Origin of the sequence: Salinibacterium sp. NG22 (assembly GCF_015864925.1) — a bacterium.
GTDB lineage: Bacteria > Actinomycetota > Actinomycetes > Actinomycetales > Microbacteriaceae > Rhodoglobus.
Window position 1 is genome coordinate 968,878 of the sequence record NZ_JADYWG010000001.1, and the last position, 19,972, is coordinate 988,849.

Annotated in this window: 16 protein-coding genes and 1 tRNA gene; 9 read left to right on the forward strand and 8 right to left on the reverse strand. The window is 61.3% G+C overall.

Annotated features, from left to right (window positions below; translation table 11 throughout):
* Positions 1–68: 68 nt before the first annotated feature.
* Entirely contained in the window at positions 69–1,301 is a 1,233-nt protein-coding gene (locus I6E81_RS04725; RefSeq protein ID WP_197106219.1) for a class I SAM-dependent RNA methyltransferase, read from the reverse strand.
* A 21-nt stretch (positions 1,302–1,322) separates the two neighbouring features.
* On the opposite strand from I6E81_RS04725, the gene I6E81_RS04730 reads away from it, so the two are divergent.
* The 3 genes from I6E81_RS04730 to I6E81_RS14600 all read left to right on the forward strand — a co-directional run bounded on the left by I6E81_RS04730 (position 1,323) and on the right by I6E81_RS14600 (position 6,562).
* Entirely contained in the window at positions 1,323–1,967 is a 645-nt protein-coding gene (locus I6E81_RS04730; RefSeq protein WP_197106220.1) for a nucleoside triphosphate pyrophosphatase, read from the forward strand.
* Between the two features lie 78 nt (positions 1,968–2,045).
* Positions 2,046–3,800 carry a biotin carboxylase N-terminal domain-containing protein gene (locus I6E81_RS04735; RefSeq protein WP_197106221.1) on the forward strand — a complete coding sequence of 585 codons (1,755 nt, stop codon included), beginning with the start codon at positions 2,046–2,048 and terminating at the stop codon, positions 3,798–3,800.
* 107 nt (positions 3,801–3,907) lie between these two features.
* A complete protein-coding gene (locus I6E81_RS14600; RefSeq protein ID WP_197106222.1) occupies positions 3,908–6,562 on the forward strand; it encodes a LuxR C-terminal-related transcriptional regulator in 2,655 nt (884 codons plus the stop codon).
* Between the two features lie 54 nt (positions 6,563–6,616).
* Here I6E81_RS14600 and I6E81_RS04745 read toward each other — a convergent pair.
* Positions 6,617–6,692: transfer RNA gene (locus tag I6E81_RS04745), tRNA-Ala, on the reverse strand.
* A 77-nt stretch (positions 6,693–6,769) separates the two neighbouring features.
* The gene (locus I6E81_RS04750; RefSeq protein ID WP_197106223.1) at positions 6,770–7,624 is read right to left on the reverse strand and encodes a LuxR C-terminal-related transcriptional regulator; all 855 of its coding nucleotides are present in this window, start codon (positions 7,622–7,624) and stop codon (positions 6,770–6,772) included.
* Between the two features lie 119 nt (positions 7,625–7,743).
* On the opposite strand from I6E81_RS04750, the gene I6E81_RS04755 reads away from it, so the two are divergent.
* The 3 genes from I6E81_RS04755 to I6E81_RS04765 all read left to right on the forward strand — a co-directional run bounded on the left by I6E81_RS04755 (position 7,744) and on the right by I6E81_RS04765 (position 11,834).
* On the forward strand, positions 7,744–9,759 hold the full coding sequence (locus tag I6E81_RS04755) for an AMP-binding protein (protein WP_197106224.1): 2,016 nt from the start codon (positions 7,744–7,746) through the stop codon (positions 9,757–9,759).
* Between the two features lie 162 nt (positions 9,760–9,921).
* Positions 9,922–10,203 carry a DUF485 domain-containing protein gene (locus tag I6E81_RS04760; protein ID WP_231599878.1) on the forward strand — a complete coding sequence of 94 codons (282 nt, stop codon included), beginning with the start codon at positions 9,922–9,924 and terminating at the stop codon, positions 10,201–10,203.
* Positions 10,200–11,834 carry a cation acetate symporter gene (locus I6E81_RS04765; protein WP_231603865.1) on the forward strand — a complete coding sequence of 545 codons (1,635 nt, stop codon included), beginning with the start codon at positions 10,200–10,202 and terminating at the stop codon, positions 11,832–11,834. Before I6E81_RS04760 ends, I6E81_RS04765 begins: the two co-directional genes overlap by 4 nt.
* A gap of 92 nt (positions 11,835–11,926) precedes the next feature.
* On the opposite strand, the gene I6E81_RS04770 is transcribed toward I6E81_RS04765, so the two are convergent.
* The 3 genes from I6E81_RS04770 to galU all read right to left on the reverse strand — a co-directional run bounded on the left by I6E81_RS04770 (position 11,927) and on the right by galU (position 14,555).
* Positions 11,927–12,865 (reverse strand): hypothetical protein, encoded by a 939-nt coding sequence (locus tag I6E81_RS04770; protein ID WP_197106226.1) that lies wholly within the window; start codon positions 12,863–12,865, stop codon positions 11,927–11,929.
* A 136-nt stretch (positions 12,866–13,001) separates the two neighbouring features.
* Positions 13,002–13,661 (reverse strand): GNAT family N-acetyltransferase, encoded by a 660-nt coding sequence (locus I6E81_RS04775; RefSeq protein ID WP_197106227.1) that lies wholly within the window; start codon positions 13,659–13,661, stop codon positions 13,002–13,004.
* Positions 13,662–13,664: 3 nt separating this feature from the next.
* A complete protein-coding gene (galU, locus tag I6E81_RS04780) occupies positions 13,665–14,555 on the reverse strand; it encodes a UTP--glucose-1-phosphate uridylyltransferase GalU (protein ID WP_197106228.1) in 891 nt (296 codons plus the stop codon).
* Positions 14,556–14,593: 38 nt separating this feature from the next.
* Here galU and I6E81_RS04785 point away from each other — a divergent pair, with 38 nt between their 5' ends.
* The 3 genes from I6E81_RS04785 to mscL are packed head-to-tail and all read left to right on the forward strand — an operon-like array spanning position 14,594 to position 15,977.
* A complete protein-coding gene (locus I6E81_RS04785) occupies positions 14,594–15,184 on the forward strand; it encodes a 5-formyltetrahydrofolate cyclo-ligase (protein WP_197106229.1) in 591 nt (196 codons plus the stop codon).
* A 7-nt stretch (positions 15,185–15,191) separates the two neighbouring features.
* Positions 15,192–15,545 carry an FmdB family zinc ribbon protein gene (locus I6E81_RS14605; protein ID WP_197106230.1) on the forward strand — a complete coding sequence of 118 codons (354 nt, stop codon included), beginning with the start codon at positions 15,192–15,194 and terminating at the stop codon, positions 15,543–15,545.
* Between the two features lie 30 nt (positions 15,546–15,575).
* Positions 15,576–15,977, forward strand: a complete 402-nt coding sequence (gene mscL, locus I6E81_RS04795; RefSeq protein ID WP_197106231.1) for a large conductance mechanosensitive channel protein MscL — start codon at positions 15,576–15,578, stop codon at positions 15,975–15,977.
* A gap of 60 nt (positions 15,978–16,037) precedes the next feature.
* Here mscL and I6E81_RS04800 read toward each other — a convergent pair whose 3' ends face one another.
* Positions 16,038–16,286 carry a hypothetical protein gene (locus I6E81_RS04800; RefSeq protein WP_197106232.1) on the reverse strand — a complete coding sequence of 83 codons (249 nt, stop codon included), beginning with the start codon at positions 16,284–16,286 and terminating at the stop codon, positions 16,038–16,040.
* Positions 16,286–19,936, reverse strand: a complete 3,651-nt coding sequence (locus I6E81_RS04805; RefSeq protein ID WP_231603975.1) for an ATP-binding protein — start codon at positions 19,934–19,936, stop codon at positions 16,286–16,288. Before I6E81_RS04805 ends, I6E81_RS04800 begins: the two co-directional genes overlap by 1 nt.
* Positions 19,937–19,972: the final 36 nt, after the last annotated feature.

Below are 19,972 nucleotides of genomic sequence, written 5' to 3' on the forward strand. Positions count from 1 at the left end.
GAGTTTCTGTCCCCCATAGTAGTGCGAGAGAGCGCGAACATGCGGCTTTGTCAGCCCAACACACTGAGCTAGTTACGTGTGAACGTTCCCACAGCCTCGACATGGTGAGTGTGCGGGAAGAGATCGAACGCTCGAACTCCCGAGAGTCCGTAGCCGCGCTCGGAGAAGAAGGCAACATCCCGCGCGAAGGCGACAGGGTCACACGCAACGTACACAATTTGCGCAGGGCGCGCCTTGGCAACGAGGTCGACAACTTCCCGACCAGCACCCGACCGCGGCGGGTCGAGAATGATCGTGGAGCGTTCCAGACGGTCACGCTCAACAGCCGTAGCTTCTTTGAGGTGCTGACGCAGCCACCGGTCAACGCGGCCAGTTTCGGCATGGGCGCCCAACCAGTCCGAGAGATTATTGGCGGCGTGATCGGTTGCCGACGACTCGGCTTCGACGGTAGTGATCTTGGTCGTTGGACCAAACTTGTCGCCCACCGCGGCGGCGAACAGCCCGACTCCCCCATACAAATCGAGGTTGGATGCCGCAGGGTCAAACAGAGCGGGATCGATCGCGTCTTGCACGGCAGACGTCAGCATCGCGGCAGCGCCGTGGTGCACTTGCCAGAATCCGGAATCGAGCAGCGTGAATTCGCGCTCCCCCACAGTTTCGGTGATGACCTGCGGCTTCTGCTTACCCATGATCAGGCGAACTCCGCCCGAGCTGGGATTCAGGATGTCTACGCGCTCGAAGCCATCAAAGTTTTCACCGAGCGGTGCACCGGCAGAGAGCTCTGGAGTGGCGAGCGGCAGGTCGGCGACAGAGATAACGCGGTGCGAACGGGCCGCGAACGGGCCAACATTTCCGTGTTCGTCAACGTGCAGGCTGACGCGGGTGCGCCATCCGAGTCCCTTGCGTTCATCGTCACCGGGAACGGCTTCGACGACGGGCGCGAGCGTGACTTTGGCCATGCGCTCGAGAGACTCGCTGAGGATCTGAGCTTTGAGCTCGCGCTGATGGCTGAGCTCGATGTGACCGAATTCGGCTCCGCCCGCACGGTTGTCGGGGTCGCGGTCAACACTCGCCGCCGACCACACATGCTCTTGACGGTATTCACTCGGCGTTACAACTTTTACTGTCTCCGCGCGCCAGAACGACTTCTTTGTGTCGTCGGTAATGCGCGCGAGCACCCGTTCTCCCGGGATCGCGTCGGAGACGAACACGACACGGCCGTCGTGCCGCGCCACACTGACACCCCCGTGCGCAATGTTGGTAACGTCTACTTCGATCATTTCGCCAAGCAATTCACCCATCCCTTGAGCATAGGAGCCTTTGTGCGCCTTTATCTTGCGTCCACCTCTCCTGCGCGACTCGCAACCCTGCGCGCGGCGGGCGTCGACCCCGTGCTTTTGGCCTCTGGCGTTGACGAAGACGCAGTCGCTGCTGCGGCCCCTGGCCCTCTCGACGGCCCCGCGCTTGTTGACTTGTTGGCTCGCGCCAAGGCCGAAGCGGTTGTGGGCGCGCTGGTGAATGGTGCCCCGATTGATGGCTTTATTCTGGGCGGCGATTCCGCTTTCGAATTGGATGGCGAATTATTCGGAAAACCACATGAGCCAGAGATCGCGCGACAGCGGTGGCTTGCCCAGCGCGGCCGAACCGGCGTCTTGCACTCCGGACACTGGCTCATCGATCACCGCGGAGGCCAGGTTCGTGGCGCCACCGGTGCCGTCTCCAGCGCAAGCGTGAGCTTCGCCGCCAATATTTCGGATGCCGAAATCGACGCCTACGTCGCTACCGGAGAGCCGCTGAAAGTTGCCGGCTCGTTCACCATCGACAGTCTCGGCGCCGCTTTCATCGAGAGCATCGAGGGTGATCCGCACGCTGTCGTGGGACTCTCGGTGTCGTTGGTGCGCCAGCTCATGCGTGAGTTTGACGCCGAGTGGACGGATCTCTGGAACATCGATCGGCCCGCTCTGTAGGCATTCACAGTGCTTGTCCCATATTTTTGTGCGCTTCACCCCAAGGCTTCGGCCCTCATCCCCATAAGCTAGGTCACTATGGCTCGTATTACGAAGGTTCTCATCGCCAACCGCGGAGAGATCGCCGTTCGCGTTATCCGCGCGGCTAAAGACAGTGGCATCGGTTCAGTGGCGGTCTACGCCGATCAGGACCGGGATGCTCGGCACGTCAAGCTCGCCGACGAGGCGTATGCCCTCGAGGGCTCCACGAGCGCTGAGACGTATCTCGTGATCGACAAGATTTTGTCGATCGCTCGCCGCTCTGGGGCGGACGCCATTCACCCCGGCTATGGCTTCTTGGCCGAGAACGCCGAGTTTGCTCGCGCCGTCATCGACGCTGGCATCATTTGGATCGGCCCCTCACCCGATGCCATCGAGAAGCTGGGCGACAAGGTTTCCGCCCGCCACATTGCGGAGAAGGTCGGCGCACCGCTCGCTCCCGGAACGCTGAACCCGGTCTCGGGCGCAGCTGAGGTTCTCGACTTTGTTGACCTTCACGGTCTTCCCGTTGCCATCAAGGCAGCATTCGGCGGCGGCGGTCGTGGCCTCAAGGTTGCCCGCACTCGCGAAGAGATCCCCGAACTGTTCGATTCCGCTACCCGCGAGGCTGTCGCCGCGTTCGGTCGCGGCGAGTGCTTCGTCGAGAAGTACCTCGACCAGCCGCGCCACGTTGAAACTCAGTGTCTTGCGGATGCTCACGGCAACGTCGTCGTGATCTCTACTCGCGACTGCTCGCTGCAGCGCCGCCACCAGAAGCTTGTGGAAGAAGCGCCGGCCCCGTTCCTGAGCGATGAGCAGAACAAAGCCCTCTACGAATCGTCCAAAGCGATCCTGCGCGAGGTGGGCTACCTCGGCGCCGGCACATGTGAGTTCTTGGTCGCCAAGGACGGCACAATCTCGTTCCTCGAAGTGAACACGCGCCTCCAGGTCGAACACCCCGTCTCCGAAGAAGTGACGGGCATCGACCTCGTGCGGGAGCAGTTCCGCATCGCTGAAGGCGGAGTTCTGGACTACGACGATCCCATCCCGCGCGGTCACTCTTTCGAGTTCCGCATCAATGGTGAGGATGCCGGACTCAACTTCATGCCCTCCCCCGGCCCCGTGCACGTTCTGCGCATGCCTGGCGGCCCTGGCATCCGCGTCGACAGCGGTGTCACGACCGGCGACGAGATCAGTGGAGCCTTCGATTCCCTGCTCGCCAAGCTCATCGTTACCGGCTCTAGCCGCGAGGATGCTCTCGAGCGTTCACGCCGCGCCCTCGACGAGTTCGAGGTTGCTGGTCTCCCGACGGTGCTTCCGTTCCACCGCAAGATCGTTCGCGATCCTGCGTTCACGAGCGAACCGTTCACCATCTACACACGCTGGATCGAGACCGAGTTCGACAACGACATTGAGCCGTGGACTGGATCACTCGCTGACGAGACGCCTGCTGTAGCTCGCCACAACGTGGTCGTTGAGGTCAACGGCAAGCGTGTCGAAGTGAACCTCCCCTCGAAACTGGTACCGAGCACCTCGACCGGCGCAACGCTCTCAGCTGCTCCGAAGCGTCGTGCAGCATCCAGCGTCAACACCATCACGGGCGACTCGGTCAAGGCACCGATGCAGGCAACGATCGTGAAGGTCGCGGTTGCCGAGGGCGACAAGGTCGTCAAGGGCGACCTCATCCTCGTGCTTGAAGCCATGAAGATGGAGCAGCCACTCGTCGCTCACAAAGATGGCGTTATCGCGACAATGAACGCCAGTGTCGGCCTCACGGTGTCCTCGGGTCATTTGCTCCTGAACATCGCCGACTAGGAATTCTGCACGCCGATCCACATTTCACCCCATTTTTCACCCCGCAGTGCTGTGTCCCGTTGAAATCGGGTGCTACCCACCGCGAGAATGGTGATGAGGGGTGCTTTGTGCGTGCCCAGAATCGGATGACAGTGCCAACCCAGAGTCGAGATGCCTCCGCGCGTCGCACCGACGGCAGCGGCATCCCGCTTATCCCACACGGATTCATTGAGCGCACTCGTCTGAGTTCTCTGCTCGATTCGGCGCGAGATAGCGCCCTTATCGTGGTGCGTGGTTCCGGCGGCTCGGGAAAATCCGGTCTCGTGGCATCCTGGTTACGCGACCAATCTCCTTCGGCGGCAGCGCCCCAGCGAGATCTGTGGGTCTCGCTCGACGATGGAGCTCGCTCACGCTCGAGTTTTTGGCGCAGGATCGTCCGTGCTTTCCAAGCAATCGGTTCTGTGACTGACGAGAGCCCCCTCTCCAATTTCATTCTGGGCTACGCGGAGCTCGATGACGTTCCGGGGTTGGTATTGGCCCAGCTCGAGCACGACCGCATTGCCACTCGTCTGGTACTCGACGACTTTCACCTCGTCGACGACGACAATGCGCTCGACATCGTTTGGCTACTCAAACAGAGCCACTGGCTCACGGTTGTCGTTACGACTCGACGCCGCGGTCACTTTGAAGCCCTCGACGTCGCGGCGCGCATCCACTCGACTGTCATCACCGAGAACGCTCTCGCTTTCACGCCGGAAGAAACCCGCGACCTCTTCGCGAATGCAACACGATTCTCGGCGGAGCACGCCCTCATTGCTCACGCGGCGACCCGAGGCCACCCCCTCGCGACGCGCATCGCTGTCACCCTTCTGATGCAGCGCCCCGAGTCAGTGGACGCACCCGTCGCTGACCCCGCTGCACTCACGCGCCAGTTGGCCGCCCACATCGCCCAGAGCCTTCTGCCGGCGTTTGCGCATGCACACCAACTGCATTTTGCGGCAGTTGCGTCGCTCCCCCCTGAGTTGTCGATCGCGTTAGCCAGCACGCTGAGCGGCCGGAGCATTGTCGACGCTGAATCGACTCTTGAAGAATTTGCGAATGAGGGTCTTGGCGAGTTCCGCGAAGTTGGTTCCACGTTTGTGTTCCGGTTTCATCCGCTGATCTCAGAGGCGCTCCAGATTCACGCAGCACACAGCCTCAGCGCCGAAGAATTGCGCATTGCCCGCCTCACGAGCGCCACGCAGTTGAGCCAGAGCGGCAACGGCCTTGAGGCCATAAAACTGTTCATCAGTGCAGGAGCGTACGAACAGTTGTGGCCGACTGTCGCCCACCATTTCTCCGAACTTATCGTCTACCAGCAGGATGAACTTCATACCCTTCTGAGCGAGTTGCCGACCGACATCGTGGCGTTGCACGGCACCGCGGCCATTTCATTAGCCGTTGTCATGAGCGAGCGAGAACGCACTCCCTCCGCCCGTCTGCGCCAGCTCGTCGCGCACGGAATTGACAGTGTCGATTCGGAGTGGCCGCGTTCCCTGCCGCGCGAAAGACTGCTGCTTTCGTTGGCACGCTTTGCTGGGCTCAGAGCCGCGCGTCGCTACGAGGACGCCGCCGCCGAGGGGGACCGATTTGTCGCCCAAGTCGAACTTCTCAGCGCTGCAACCCGTAGCGCGACGATGCACGCCATCAGCGCAGGAATCATCCAGATCGTGATCACGAATATTCTGCTCGGACGCTGGGAACGGGCAATCAGCATTGCCCACCTTCTCGCTGCCGATCACCATGAAGGACGCACGCAACACCGCTCGAGTTTGCTGGCCTATGTTTATGCGTTCACCGGGAACATGCGTGACGCTTCTGCCCAATTGGATGCCGTGACCCACGTCAACCGTCCTGGTTGGCGAACGAGCGTGCCGTCGACCGGCTGGCACATTGCGTCGGCCTTGCGGGATCTCGAAGACGGTCAGCCGGAACGCGGACTTAGCACTATCGCCCTCGTCGGCGCACGCCTCGACCACCTTGAACACTGGCCAACCATCGTGTGGACTCGGGCCCGACTGCAGCTTGCCGCTGGCCGCCCCCAGGTCGCGTTCGATGAGCTGACTGCTGCGGTAAAGCAAAATGAGTTCCGCCCAATCAGCGACTATGCGCGCTCACTCCTGCAATCGATGAAAGCCGACCTTCAGCTAGCGCTCGGCCACCGCACGACTGCTGAACAGCAACTTGACCGCGCAACTGGCTCGGACACGTGCGCGGCGATGCTCGCTCGGGAGCGACTCGCGCTTTCCTCTGGCTCAACCCCTACGCCGTCCAGCACCCAGCATCCTGAGTTCCTTCACGCACACGGAACACCACGAGAATTTGCCGAAGCGCTGCTGTTGGACGCCGCACGCGACGCTCTCCGCGGCCATGAGACGGATGCCGAGAAGTCGCTCCGACGAGCGGCCGACCTCATGTCGCGCCATGGTCTCACGAGCCCTAGCGTGATGGTCCCCCACACGGAATTGCGAGAGCTTGCCTCGCGTCGTGCACCAGAACTCGTCACACTCTTTGATGCCGTGGCCCAGCCGTTCGCTCGGATCGCGCTCATCAACCCGTTGAGCCCTCGAGAGCGTGAGGTGCTCGCCACTCTTGCACAGGTGTCACGCCTGGAAGATGTGGCACAGATTCTCTTCATTTCCGTGAACACGGTGAAATCTCAGCTGCGCAACGCTTACCGCAAGCTCGATGTCAGCTCTGGCCCAGATGCCGTGCGGGTGGCAACCGAGAACGGCTTTATCTAGCGACCGCAGCTCTTTCGTGTTTCGCGAACTGGCCGATGGCTCTGGCTAAGCGAGTGGTGGACCCTAGGAGATTTGAACTCCTGACCTCCTCGATGCGAACGAGGCGCGCTACCAACTGCGCCAAGGGCCCGTACTACAGCACCAACGATATCACTCAGGAACGAGCGTTCGACACCTGAGATCGACTGCCGTGGCACTCGGCCAGCCCTAGGGCATCAACCCGAGCTTGCGTGCGGTGGAGACGGCAGTGAAGCGTGACGACGCATCGAGCTTCTTCATGGCGCTCCCCAGGTATCCCTTAACCGTTTGTTCCGTGAGCGAGAGGAGTGCAGCAGTGCGCGCGTTGCTGTAGCCAAGCGCGACACATGAAAGCACATCCGTCTCTCGCGGCGATAGCTGCACGGTCGGGCGAGCCTGCGCAGCGTCAGCTCCGCTGCACAACGCTTCAGACATTCCGCGCCCGATGTCGCGAAGCTTTTGCCGCACCTCCCGATCCGAAACCGTGGCCGCAAGTTGGCGAAGCTGAGCGAACTGTTCCCGAAGGTGTTCCTCCGCGACCGGTGACAATCCGCCACCCTGATTCGAGCGCAGCGCCAGCATTCGACGCGTGACTTCGTCGCGAATGGCAAGCTCATTACCCAGAGCGGTAGCAATGGCCACTGCAGGTCGTGCCGCCGCAGTATCGGGCTCCACGAGGAAGTGCGAGCCGGCGTAGATGAGGCCGCGAAGCGTTCCCCCGGCAATGATCGGGATCGCCAAGAGTGACACGACGCCTTCGCCCAAGACAGCACCGTCATAGTCATGGGTAATGTCGGGCGAGTGCTCGTAGTCGCGAGTAAAACGTGGGCTGCGTTGAGCCATAGCTAGCCCACCAAGGCCGCGCTCTTTTCGCACTTTTAGACCATCGAGCTTGCCCGTTCGAGCACCGCTAAACGCGTTGACGGTGAGCTCAATTCCCGAGGTGAGGCCGCCAAACGACAGGCTGAAACCAGTGCTCGCGGCGATCTCCCGAGTGGCCTGTTGGATCAAATCGAAGTCACTTGGTTCAGACATCTGCGTCATTGCGGATTCCCAACTTTCGGGGGTATTACGTGCTGTACGCCCCTCCGTAATCTGAGGCTAGCACGGGATTCTCCCGCCTCAACTGAGAATCCACATCAAGCATTTCAAAGGAGAAATCGATGTCAGATGCCCCTTCGCTCGAGCGAGTCTCGGCGCAGAGCACGATTGTGCGCTCGCGCCAGCAGAGCGGTTCTTTCGCTGAGATTCAGGAACACGCCACTCACGACCCGCACGGGTTTTGGCTCCAGCAAGCCTCCCGCGTTGAGTGGATAACCCCGCCAACGCTTTCCATTCCAACGCACGCCCACGAACCCGGAACCGACCAGGGCTGCTGGTTCGCCGACGGCACGCTCAATATGAGCGTCAATGCCCTCGACCGCCATGTTGCCGCCGGTCGAGGAGGCAATCCTGCTCTCATCACCGACTCCGCCATGACGGGCGAGCAACAAGTCCTCACCTACGCGGAACTGCTCGAACGCGTTCGCTCGTTCGCCGGCGCACTGCAGGAGCTCGGAGTCGGCGTTGGCGATCGTGTCTTGATCTACTTACCAATGATTTCTGAGGCTGTTGTGGCGATGCTCGCGTGTGCACGCATCGGCGCCATCCACTCCGTCGTGTTTGGAGGGTTCGCCGCCAACGAATTGGCCGTTCGAATCAACGACGCCACGCCATCCGTGATCGTGACCGCGACGGGAGGCCTCGAGCCATCCCGCACCGTGGAGTACCTGCCGATCGTGCACCAAGCCATTGCGCTGAGCACCGGAAGCGTGCGCTACGTCGTGGTCAAAGAACGCCCGCACATCAACGGCGACATCGCCGAATACGCAACCGGCTCCACCGGCACCACCAGCGGAGGCTCTCTCGACGTGGCCTGGCTGGACTGGGATGAGCTTGAGGCCGCCGCTGTGCCGGCTGACGCCGTCGAAATGCGCGCTCAAGACCCGCTCTACATCCTCTACACCTCGGGCACCACCGGGAGCCCCAAAGGAGTCGTTCGCGATACCGGCGGTTACGCCGTGGCACTGCAGTGGGCAATGAGTCATATCTACGATGTCGGCAACGACAGCACGATCTTTACCGCTTCGGATGTCGGCTGGGTCGTTGGCCACTCCTTCATCGTCTACGGCCCATTACTGGCCGGCGCGGCCACCGTCTTGTACGAGGGCAAACCTATCGGCACCCCCGACGCGGGAACCTTCTGGCGCATCATCCAGGACTACAAAGTTGACGTGCTCTACACGGCCCCGACGGCGCTCCGCGCTATCCGCCGTGAAGACCCCGCGCTCGATGAGCTGGGAAAATATGACATCTCCAGCCTGCAAGCGGTGTATCTCGCGGGTGAGCGCCTCGATACTGAGACCTGGCACTGGGCCAACGACGGCATCCGTGTTCCCATCATCGACCACTGGTGGCAGACCGAAACGGGATGGCCAATCTGCGCAAATCCGCGCGGAGTTCAGCAGCTACCGGCTAAGGCGGGATCGACTGGCGTGCCGATGCCGGGCTTCCAACCCCGCATCCTCGACGGTGACGGCAACGATGTGACGACGCCGGGCACCGAGGGAAACATTGCTATCCAGTTGCCCCTTCCTCCCGGCGCCCTCATGGGGCTCTGGGGCAGTCCGGAACGGTTCGCGAGCTCCTACCTCGACGAGTTTCCCGGGTACTACGCCACGGGCGACGCGGGTTACTTTGATGACGACGGCTACCTCTTTGTCATGGGTCGCACAGACGACGTCATCAACGTGGCCGGACATCGCCTCTCGACAGGGTCGCTGGAGGAAGTGCTTTCGCAGCATCCGGATGTCGCTGAGTGCGCGGTTCTCGGATTGCACGACGAGCTGAAAGGCCAGCGAGCTGCTGGGTTCATCACTATGAAGCACGGCCGCAATCGCCTGGAGCACGATCTCGCCATCGAACTCGTGGCGCTGGTGCGCGAGGTCATCGGCCCGGTCGCCGCCTTCCGGGACGTGATGGTTGTCGAGCGGCTGCCCAAGACGCGCTCGGGCAAGATTCTTCGCAAAACTATTCGCCAGATCTTCGACGGCGACGAGGTGCGCATTCCTCCGACGATTGAAGACGTCACCGTGCTTGATGCGCTGTACACCGCTGCCGGCCGCACTCGCTCCCCCTAGTTCCCGCTTCACCCATTCCCCTATCAATTGTTTGTGGCAAGGAGGCCCCAAATGTCTGATGAAAGTTCCCCCACGAAAGATGTGCTCTCCCCGCCCGGCGAGACCGGCAACGCGCCGAGCGTGAAGCCGGGGCTCGATTATCAAGAGGAGGAGAAGAACCCCATGTTCATCGAACTCAAACGGCGACACCGCTCGTTTGTGTTCCCGCTCACGGTCTTCTTCCTCGTCTGGTATTTCACCTATGTGATCTTGGCCGCATACGCGCATGACTTCATGGCAACGCCCGTCTTCGGCGTCATCAACGTTGGATTGCTGCTCGGCTTCGGCCAGTTCATCACCACGTTCGCCATCACCATGACGTACGTATCGTTCGCTAATCGGCGGTTGGATCCGCTCGCCGCCCAGATCAGAGAAGATCTCGCAGCAAAGGAGTCTGCAGCATGATCGCCACCACCCTCGGAATGCTCGCCGCCGCGGCCGTTGATGCTGAGTCCCAGAGCAATCCGGTTCTCAACATCTCGATCTTCATCGGGTTCGTCGGAATTACGCTGTTCATCGTTATTCGCGCCAGCCGCAACAACGCGTCGGCGGCAGATTATTACGCGGGCGGTCGTTCGTTCACCGGACCGCAAAACGGGTTCGCCATTACCGGGGACTACCTCTCGGCGGCATCCTTTCTCGGCATTGTTGGCGCCATTGCGATCAATGGCTATGACGGTTTCTTGTACTCCATCGGCTTCTTGGTGGCGTGGCTGGTCGCCCTGCTCCTCGTAGCTGAACTCATGCGCAACACCGGCAAGTTCACGATGGCGGATGTACTTTCCTTCCGGCTGAAGCAGCGTCCGGTGAGAATGGCAGCAGCGCTAACGACGCTCGCCGTCTGCTTCTTCTACTTGCTCGCTCAAATGGCCGGAGCTGGCGGTCTCGTCTCGCTGCTCCTTGGTATTGACGACAAGATCGGTCAGTCCATCGTGGTCGCCATCGTCGGTGGACTCATGATCCTGTACGTGCTGATTGGCGGCATGAAGGGCACCACGTGGGTGCAGATCGTGAAAGCGTTCCTCCTCGTGGGCGCCGCAATCGCGATGGCGATCTGGGTGCTCGTGCTCAATGGGTTCGACCTGTCGCGCGTGTTGCAGAGCGCGGTCGACAACTCCGTGGCGACACCCGCTGACGCTATTTTGGCGCCGGGGCTCAAGTACGGCGCGAATCCGCTGGACTTCATCTCACTGTCGCTCGCCCTCGTGCTGGGCACGGCAGGCCTGCCTCACGTGCTCATGCGCTTCTACACGGTGCCAACCGCCAAAGAAGCACGGCGCTCAGTCGTGTGGGCGATTTGGCTCATCGGCGGCTTCTACATCCTCACCCTCGTGTTGGGTTACGGTGCGGCAGCCCTCGTAGGTTCCGCAACGATCCTGGATGCTCCGGGCGGAGTGAACTCTGCGGCTCCACTACTGGCGCTGCAACTCGGCGGGCCACTGCTGCTTGGCTTCGTCTCGGCGATTGCGTTCGCCACCATCCTCGCGGTGGTGGCCGGGCTCACGATCACGGCAGCGGCGTCCTTCGCTCACGACATCTACTCCAACGTGATCAAGAAGGGCAAGGGAGACCCGGATGCGGAAGTCAAGATCGCTCGTCGCACCGTCGTCGTGATCGGTGTCCTCGCCGTCGCGGGAGGTATCGGTGTTCAAGGTCAGAACATTGCCTTCCTCGTAGCTCTCGCGTTCGCTGTTGCGGCAAGCGCGAACCTGCCCACGATCCTGTACTCCCTGTACTGGAAGCGGTTCAACACTCGCGGCGCAGTGTGGAGCATGGTTGGTGGCCTCTCGGCAGCGGTTCTGTTGATCGTGTTCTCGCCCGTCATGAGCGGAACACCGACATCAATGCTGGGTGAAGGCGTGAATTTCGCTATCTTCCCCCTTCAGAACCCCGGCATCGTCTCGATTCCACTCGGGTTCGCGCTCGGTTGGTTGGGGACGATCACGTCGCGTGAGAAGGAAGATCCGGCGCTTGCCGCCGAGATGGATGTGCGTTCACTCAGCGGTCACGGGGCTGAAACAGCGACAGCACACTAGAACTGCGACGGGGCGTGTTGTGCGGAGAATCACCGCACGGCACGCCCTATTGTTCTGCCCGGTGCCGAGCAACGAATCAGGAGCGCGAGGTGCTAGCTCGCGCGACGACGAGCGAGCGCGGCGTCGAGGTCGAGCGAGTTGCCCGATTCTTCGACGATGCCCATCCCAGCGAAACGACTAGGGACGGATGCCACAACCGGAGTCTCCGCCGCGGCGGTCGCTGCACGCTCAGCATCACGCGCAAGTTCCCTTTCGCGAGTAGCCGAGGCCATCGCGACAGTGTTTGCGCGCAGAGCCTGCTCGGCGGATTCCGCCGCGGCCCGAAGCTCGCTGTCGATCTGCCCGGCGTGGCGGGCTGCCGCAACGGCTGATTCCGGTGCGTTGCTGCGGGTCAAGTACATGGGCTTCGGCACGGGAACCGGGGTCCAGCTGACCTTTGACGTGACGTCTTCGATGGGAGCTTCTGACGAAAGAACAACGCGACGGCGGGGTGCGGCGGTACGAACTCGTGGTGCACTGCTCTCGCGACGGCTGCGTGAGCGTTCTGCTAGCCGCGACAGCATCGCACTCGCACTAATACCCGCCATCGTGGCGGCGGCGAGAACGAGCCAGGTGCCAGAAATGATGGCGGCTCCGGCTGTGATGATCATGACGATCTGCACAGCAATAACGGCAACGCTCGCGAGGAGGACTGCGCCCGTGAAGGCGCGCGTGCGGCGCAAGCGTCGCGCGGAGAGGGCGAGAGCTTGCTCTCGAGTGGGTGGGGTAACGGCGCGACCGACCGCGACCGGTCCTTGGTTCACGCTTGCCTTGGCGAGTTCCGCCGCTTGCCGTGCAACAGCTTCGGCGCGCACCTCGTCCGGGATCTCTGAGGTCTGCGCCAGAATGCGGATTGTTTGCTGAAGTCGAACGGCATTTCGTTCGGTAGCCAAGTACTCGCGATTCTTGAACCAGTTCGGCACCAAGTACACGAGCCACAGCGCCGCAGCGAGCGCGATCATGACGCCGCCGCCGATGCTGGTGAGTTCCATGGCTATACGCTACGAGTATCCGTGGGTGTCGGGCTGTCGGCACGCGGTAGTGACGTGACAAGTTGCTGAGAGTCCCCCGGTAACAGCGGCTACAGCGTGTCGATGTGCGCTCGCCGACGAGATGCGCGAGAGCGACTTAGCGCTGGGGAAGCGCCAAGGGGTGCGCGGCCCGCACACGGTCCTCGGCGGGAATATGAGCATCCTGCTCGGGGGCGTTTCCTGATTTCCACCGTTGAAAGACTCCCTGAGGAAGCTCTTCGACCGTGAGCGCGAAACAGAAGTGATCACGCCAGTCGCCATCGATGTGGATGAAGCGGCGACGCAGTTGCTCGTAACGGAACCCCAGCTTCTCAACCACACGAAGGCTCGGCTCGTTCTCCGGCCGGATACAGATCTCCATGCGGTGAAGACCGAGCTGAAAAAAACAGTAATCGGTGGCGAGCGCTACCGCGGTTGGGGTGAGACCTTTGCCAGCGAAGCGTTCTGACACCCAGTACCCGAGGGATGCCGAAGCGAGCGACCCGTACGTGATGGACGACACGTTGAGTTGGCCAGCGACTACGCCGTCGTATTCAATGACGAACGGCAAACCGGTGCCCACGCGAGACTGTTGCAGTAGACCGCGGATGCTCGACTTCACGTCGAACGACGACGGACCAACCGGGCTGGTGGCCTCCCACTTGCGAAGCCACCCCCGGTTGTCACGGAGTTCTGTTTCTAACGCACGAGCGTCTCGCACCCGAATGGGCCGAATACTGATGTTTCCGTCGCCAAGCGTCGGAATGCCAAACGCCATCCGCTAGTCCAGTGTTGAGCTGAACTGCTTAAGCCACGGGCGCAGGTCAGGGCCCAGGTCGTCGCGCTCAACAGCAAGCTGCACGATGGCCTTGATGTAGTCGAGACGGTCACCAGTGTCATAACGACGACCGCGGAACACGACGCCGTAAACACCACCGGCTATATCGTTCTCGGCCATCTCCTGCAGGGCATCCGTCAATTGGATTTCGCCGCCCTTGCCGGGATCGGTGCGCTCAAGAACCTCGAAGATTTCTGGCCTCAACACGTAGCGGCCGATGATGGCGAGGTTGGAGAGCGCTGTGCCCTGAGCCGGCTTCTCGACGAGTCCGGTGATGTGCACAACATCGGGGTCATCGGTGGGTTCCACCGTCGCGATGCCATACATGTGGCTTTGCGCGGGGTCGACCTCCATGAGAGCAATGATGGTCGCGTTGCGGCCCTCTTGCTCCTCGAGCATGCGGGAGAGCAGAACGTCGCGGTCGTCGATGAGGTCGTCACCGAGCAATACGGCGAACGGTTCGTGACCCACATGCATTTTGGCGCGGAGAACGGCGTGGCCGAGACCGCGCGGGTCACCTTGACGTACGTAGTGCATGTCGGCGAGGTCGTTAGAGAACTCGACCTTGGATAGCCGGTCAGTGTCGCCCTTTTGCTGGAGCGTCGACTCCAACTCGGTCATTCGATCGAAATGGTTTTCAAGAGCGTTTTTGTTACGCCCAGTGATCATCAACACGTCAGTGAGGCCAGCGGCAACCGCCTCCTCTACGACATATTGGATGGCCGGTTTATCTACAACCGGCAACATCTCCTTCGGCATAGCTTTCGTTGCCGGGAGAAATCGTGTGCCCAGACCTGCAGCAGGAATAACCGCTTTAGTAATCTTCGTAGCCATAGGTACAGCGTAGTCGGCCAGTCTCGTAGAATGCTTATATGACCGACGACGTCAGTCACGATAAACGTGCACTCCGGGCCGAATTACGCGAACGCCGACGCATCTGCACCGCCAAAGAGCGGGAAGAATTTAACACTGGTGTAACAGAGCACCTCATCGAGCTCACTCAGAGACTCGGATCTACCTCGATCGCCGCCTACCTGTCCACCACCGACGAACCAGAAACCCGCGGATTCTTGCACTGGGCCTGCGAACACGACATCACCGTGCTGCTTCCCATCTCGCGCGCCGACGGTCTGCTCGACTGGGCTCCCTACGACGGCGAAGATGAAGACCAGGACCTCATCGGGATGCCAGCGCCTACGAGCGATGTGCTCGGCCCGATCGCCATCAATGATGTCGACCTCATCATCGTGCCTGCGGCATCCGTGGATCGTTCCGGCATGCGCATGGGCTGGGGGCGCGGCTATTTCGACAAAACCCTCGGTTCAATGGAGACCAAGCCGCCCGTCTACGCCGTGATCTTCGACAGCGAATTTGTGGATGAAGTTCCCACCGAAATTCATGACCAACCAGTAAACGGCATAGTTACCCCCACGGGAATTGTGACCATCACCGAGCACAACTAAGGATCTCGTGCCTACCTATTCCTACCGCTGCACCGAGTGCGACAACGCGTTCGATATTCAGCAATCGTTCACCGACGACTCGCTCACGGTGTGCCCCGCCTGCCAAGGCAAACTGCGCAAGATCTTCTCCGCCGTCGGAGTCACCTTCAACGGCTCAGGCTTCTACCGCAACGATTCCCGTTCCACCACGAGTTCGAGCGACTCAAGCTCAAGCTCCTCGGGCTCCAGCTCCTCGAGCTCAAAGCCGTCATCGTCGGAGACATCCGGCTCAAGTTCGAGTGATTCAGGGTCGTCGAGCTCGTCGACTTCTTCCACTACTTCTTCGTCATCTTCTTCATCATCGGCCGCTAAAGCGTCATAGTTGACGTATCCCCTACTAAAAGGAGCCCCCATGTTAAGCGGATTCAAAGAATTTATTCTGCGTGGCAATGTCATTGACTTAGCCGTAGCAGTCGTCATTGGTGCTGCGTTCACGGCAGTCGTCAACACCATTGTCGAAGCGGTTTTCAACCCGCTCATCGGCGCCCTGTTTAGTGCAGAGTCACTGGCGACAGCACTCCCGGTCGCGGTTGGCACCAGCGGGGCAGTGATCTATTTCGGCGCGGTCATCGCGGCGATCATCCAGTTCGTGCTCGTCGCAGCCGTCGTGTACTTCGCCATCGTTGCCCCGATGAACTACGCCAACAAGCTCGCGAACGCGCGCAAGCCGGTCGTTATTGAACCTGAAGCCGGCCCCACCGAAGCAGAATTGCTTCTGCAGATTCGCGACCTGCTCGCTAAGCAAAACAGCTAGCGCACCGCAGCTCGCAGCTAACGCAGTAGCTCACACACTATCGGCGAGCGGCCAAGGCACTTACCCCCAATGCGGAGGTTTGTCGCCCTTGAGCCGCTCGTCGTTTTCGTTAACCTGATGCCGTTCCGGTTCAGCAGGCGGATGCGGATCTGACCCCGCCGGCGGAGCCGTCGTCACGCGGCGACGCTTCGTGGGCTTCGCGCGCGGCTCGCCCGACTGCTCGGCTTCCGCCGCACTGCACTGCTCGCCCTCAGACGCTCGATCGCTCGCTGGTGCGCCCGACTGCTCGGGATGGGTGCTGTTTGCCATTACTGCTGCGGGCGGGTGGCGGGGATGATCGTGATGGGCTCGGTCGTGGGAGCAGGTTCTGCTCCGAGCATCCGGGCTACCTTGTCGGCAACCTGATCGGGGTCGCTGAAGAGTTCGAACGCGTGCACCCGCAAGTAGTGCCAGCCGAGACGACGTAGCAACTCAGGACGCAATCGCAGCGATTCGCGCAGGCTTGATTCGTGAACCATAGCGTCGGTCTCGATGGTGCCACAGCGACCACCGCGCGAGGCGACGAGGCCGAGCTTGCCACGGTGCCCGAGCGAAACCCGCAGTCCGCGAGCTTCGAGGCGGCGAGCGAGGTCAACGAGCATGGGGTCGCTGTCGTCGGGCACAGGAACTTCAGCAAAGCGGGCATCCACTTCGTCGAGCACTTCAGCCAGAGCAACAGCGCCGTGCTTCATGCGCCCGTCGTCGAGGTCTTCTGAGCGGAACGATGTGACGATTTCGAGCGAACGACGTGCCCGCGTCATCGCGACAGCAAGCAGGCGCTCTCCCCCGGGCTCACCAAGCGAACCGAAGTCGGAGAGCACGCGACCGTGTGGTGTGCGGCCATATCCGATGGAGAAAATAACGCGGTCGCGGCTTTGCGCCACAGCCTGATCAATCGTGGTGACCGTAAACGGTTCGGCACGATCGCCGATGATGACATCGAGCAGTTCCGGGCGACGACGGCTGACGGCATCCAAGACCGCCTGCATGACACGAACAGAATGCACGGGGCTTGCCGTGATGACCATGAGCGACTCTTGCGGACGCTTGGTGGCGTGATCGAGAACGAGTTCGACAACGCGAGAGACTTCGGCGTCAGGGCTTTCAACAGCGCCAGAGTCAGGGTCGGGCATTCCAATTCCGTCAGCGACGTAGCTGACAGCGAGGCTGCCGTGACCGAGGAAACTTCCCGCCCAGGGCAGCGACTCGATCTGGCCGTCATAGAAACGACGGTTGACCAGTTCGGCGAGCTCTTCACCGCCGGGGCGGTAGCTGCGCGTGAGAGTGAGGGTCGGCAACAAGCCGCTGAGTTTCGCGAAAGCAGAATCGTCAACGAGGGCTTCGCGCGTGTCGTCGTCAACGAGCGGTGCAGCATCGCCGGTCGCATCGCGTACCGCCGTCTCGAACGGTGTCGGCGATTGGATGACAGGGTCGCCAATAACGACGACTTGCTTCGAGCGGCGGATTGCTCCGGCCGCTTCGGCGACCGTCACAGCACCGGCGTCAACCAGCACGACGGTATCGAACGGCATGGTGTCGACAACCGAATCGATTTCGTAGGGCGAAGCAAGCCACACGGGCGCAATGGTGCGCGACAAGTGGGGTGCCGAGGTTTGCACGTCGAAGGAGGTGAGTCGTTCCTTGGCGAGAGCGCGCTTGAGAGCACTAGCCTCATCGGGCCAGTCGACGAGACCGATCTTCCAGTTTTCGGCGATCTGCCACGAGAGCTGCTTGGCATTGGCAGAAGCGTGAGCTTCATCGACGAGACGGAAATCGGCTTCGAGACGGTCGACAACACTCGTGTTGGCGTTGAGCAGCGCACGGTCAACTTCGAGCATGGAATCGAGAGCCGACTTCCACCACGACAGTTCGAGTTCTGCCGCCACTTGATCTTCGGGAACATGGCGCTGAGCCAAATCTTCGATCAGCGGGTTCAGCTTGAGGTCACGCAAACTGCCCATGAGGGCGGTGCGCTCCTGCAGGTTGTTGAGCACATCAGATTCGGCCGCGAGCGACTCGACCTTCTCGATCAAGAACGGGATCGGAAGGCTCGAGAGGTTCATGTGCGAGTCAGCGATGCCCAGCGGGATGTCGAGGGCTGCGAGATCGTCAGAAACCTGCTGGTACGACCGCTGCACTTCACCGATTCCCACGGGAACGGCTGGGCTCGCGCCTTCGGCCACGAAACGGTGCCACAGCACCCGCTGCTTCTGGATGCGCTTGAGAGCGCCGTGCATGTCGGGCACGCGAACGCCGGGGCGAACGTATTCGAGGGCAAGCTTCTTGAGACGGCGACGGTTAGCGCTCGTCATGTCCGGAAAATCGCGACGCGGAGCAGTAGCGGCAATCAGTTCAGTGATGGCGCGGTCGAACACGGTCGGCACGAAGCGGTCAAGCGTTTCGCGAAGATCAACGAGCAGCCGCAAGTAGACGCCAAGCTCATCGATGCTCTGGAACGGACGCATGCGGGTGTTCGAGACAAGACGGTTAGCGACATCCAGCAGCGACGACAACTGCTCGTTCGCACGCTGAGCAATACCGTGGGCCTTGAGAGCTTCTCCCCCATTGGCGAACTGGGCGCCATACCAGGGTGAATCTCCGGGACCGTATTTGAATTCGCCGAGCTTGGCGGCAGCAATAATCACGCCGGTGGCTGCGCTGCGATCCTTCGCGAGCTTCTCCACTGCCTCCCGCGACAAACGAGCGGTCGTAGACGGCGGTGTCGGCAACAGCGCCAAACGGCTGAGTTCTGAGACGCAATCGAGCACCGAGACACCGAGCACACCGTCGGCAACCGACATGGACTCGCGGTAGTCGAGCATGATCTTGCGCAAACGCAGCAGGGCGTCATCCACGTCTTCGATCTGTGGACGGCTGGCCTTCTCGCTGCGAGAAATGGAACGGATGATGTCGCGGCGAAGCGTGCGCGGTGCGACCGAGAGACCCGGCAGCCCGATGTCAGCGAAGCGGTCAGCGATCGATTGCAGCGATGCACGACGGGGGCTGACAACGAGAACACGCTTGTTCTGAGCAACAAGGGCACCCACCGCGTTCACGATGGTTTGCGTGCCACCGGTGCCGGGCAGGGTGCGAACGACGAGCGAGTTGCCTGCCTCGATTTGGGCAATCACATTCTCTTGTTCGGCATCCGCATCCAGCAGAAGATTGTCGGTCTGCGGCGAGCGCTCATCAGCGGAGAGAGCGGGAACCGGCGCATAACCTTCCTTGATGGTCCACGCGGCAGCGGTGTTGCCGGCGAGCGCGTCAAGGATGGGGTGCTTGAGATCTACAGCGTCATCGGCCAAACCGTGCGCGACGTCCGCAAAGGACGACACCACGAGGCGTGGGCTGACCGAGAAAGCGTCGAGGTGCGAGGTAAGACCACGCAACCGGTCAATAACCGGGTTCGGCTTGAAGGTGCCGTCGGCATCGGCGAGCGCGACAAACGATTCAGCATCGAGCCGCAAATGGAACTGTTCGTCAAGAGCGCGGGCAAGCGCAGGGTTCAAGAAGGCGGCACCACGAAGTTTGAGTTCAAAGTCACGACCGTGACGGCGAATAGCGAGCGGGCGCAGCAAGACGGGGCCGCAGAATTCGACATCATCGTGGGTCCAGCGAGCGATACCGATTCCCAGGTGCACCGAGTCAATGCCGCGGGCAGTTGCCAGCTCAAGGCCCTTCGCGGCGACAGCCCCAGCGGCTGTCTTCGCCGAGCGCAGGGCGACATCATCGCGAATCAGACTCGACAACAGAGTGCGCTTACCGGTGATGAACTGGGCAAGACCACCGGGATGCGTCGTCGAAAGATCGACTCGCGTGCGAGGCGAATCAACGAAGTGGACGAGCGGCGAACGCCCACCCAGTTCTGACAATTGCGAACGCCACAGCGTCCACGTGGGCTCTGCAACGTTTCCGGCCATAATGTTCGGCTCACCAAAACTCAGCGTGTGAGGCGC

Bases quoted from the DNA above. Each gene is read 5' to 3' on its own strand.
- I6E81_RS04725 (WP_197106219.1), bottom strand. From the start codon at position 1,301: ATGGGTGAATTGCTTGGCGAAATGATCGAAGTAGACGTTACCAACATT.
- I6E81_RS04735 (WP_197106221.1), top strand. From the start codon at position 2,046: ATGGCTCGTATTACGAAGGTTCTCATCGCCAACCGCGGAGAGATCGCC.
- I6E81_RS04750 (WP_197106223.1), bottom strand. From the start codon at position 7,624: ATGACGCAGATGTCTGAACCAAGTGACTTCGATTTGATCCAACAGGCC.
- I6E81_RS04755 (WP_197106224.1), top strand. From the start codon at position 7,744: ATGTCAGATGCCCCTTCGCTCGAGCGAGTCTCGGCGCAGAGCACGATT.
- I6E81_RS04760 (WP_231599878.1), top strand. From the start codon at position 9,922: ATGTTCATCGAACTCAAACGGCGACACCGCTCGTTTGTGTTCCCGCTC.
- I6E81_RS04765 (WP_231603865.1), top strand. From the start codon at position 10,200: ATGATCGCCACCACCCTCGGAATGCTCGCCGCCGCGGCCGTTGATGCT.
- I6E81_RS04770 (WP_197106226.1), bottom strand. From the start codon at position 12,865: ATGGAACTCACCAGCATCGGCGGCGGCGTCATGATCGCGCTCGCTGCG.
- I6E81_RS04775 (WP_197106227.1), bottom strand. From the start codon at position 13,661: ATGGCGTTTGGCATTCCGACGCTTGGCGACGGAAACATCAGTATTCGG.
- galU (WP_197106228.1), bottom strand. From the start codon at position 14,555: ATGGCTACGAAGATTACTAAAGCGGTTATTCCTGCTGCAGGTCTGGGC.
- I6E81_RS04785 (WP_197106229.1), top strand. From the start codon at position 14,594: ATGACCGACGACGTCAGTCACGATAAACGTGCACTCCGGGCCGAATTA.
- mscL (WP_197106231.1), top strand. From the start codon at position 15,576: ATGTTAAGCGGATTCAAAGAATTTATTCTGCGTGGCAATGTCATTGAC.
- I6E81_RS04800 (WP_197106232.1), bottom strand. From the start codon at position 16,286: ATGGCAAACAGCACCCATCCCGAGCAGTCGGGCGCACCAGCGAGCGAT.
- I6E81_RS04805 (WP_231603975.1), bottom strand. From the start codon at position 19,936: ATGGCCGGAAACGTTGCAGAGCCCACGTGGACGCTGTGGCGTTCGCAA.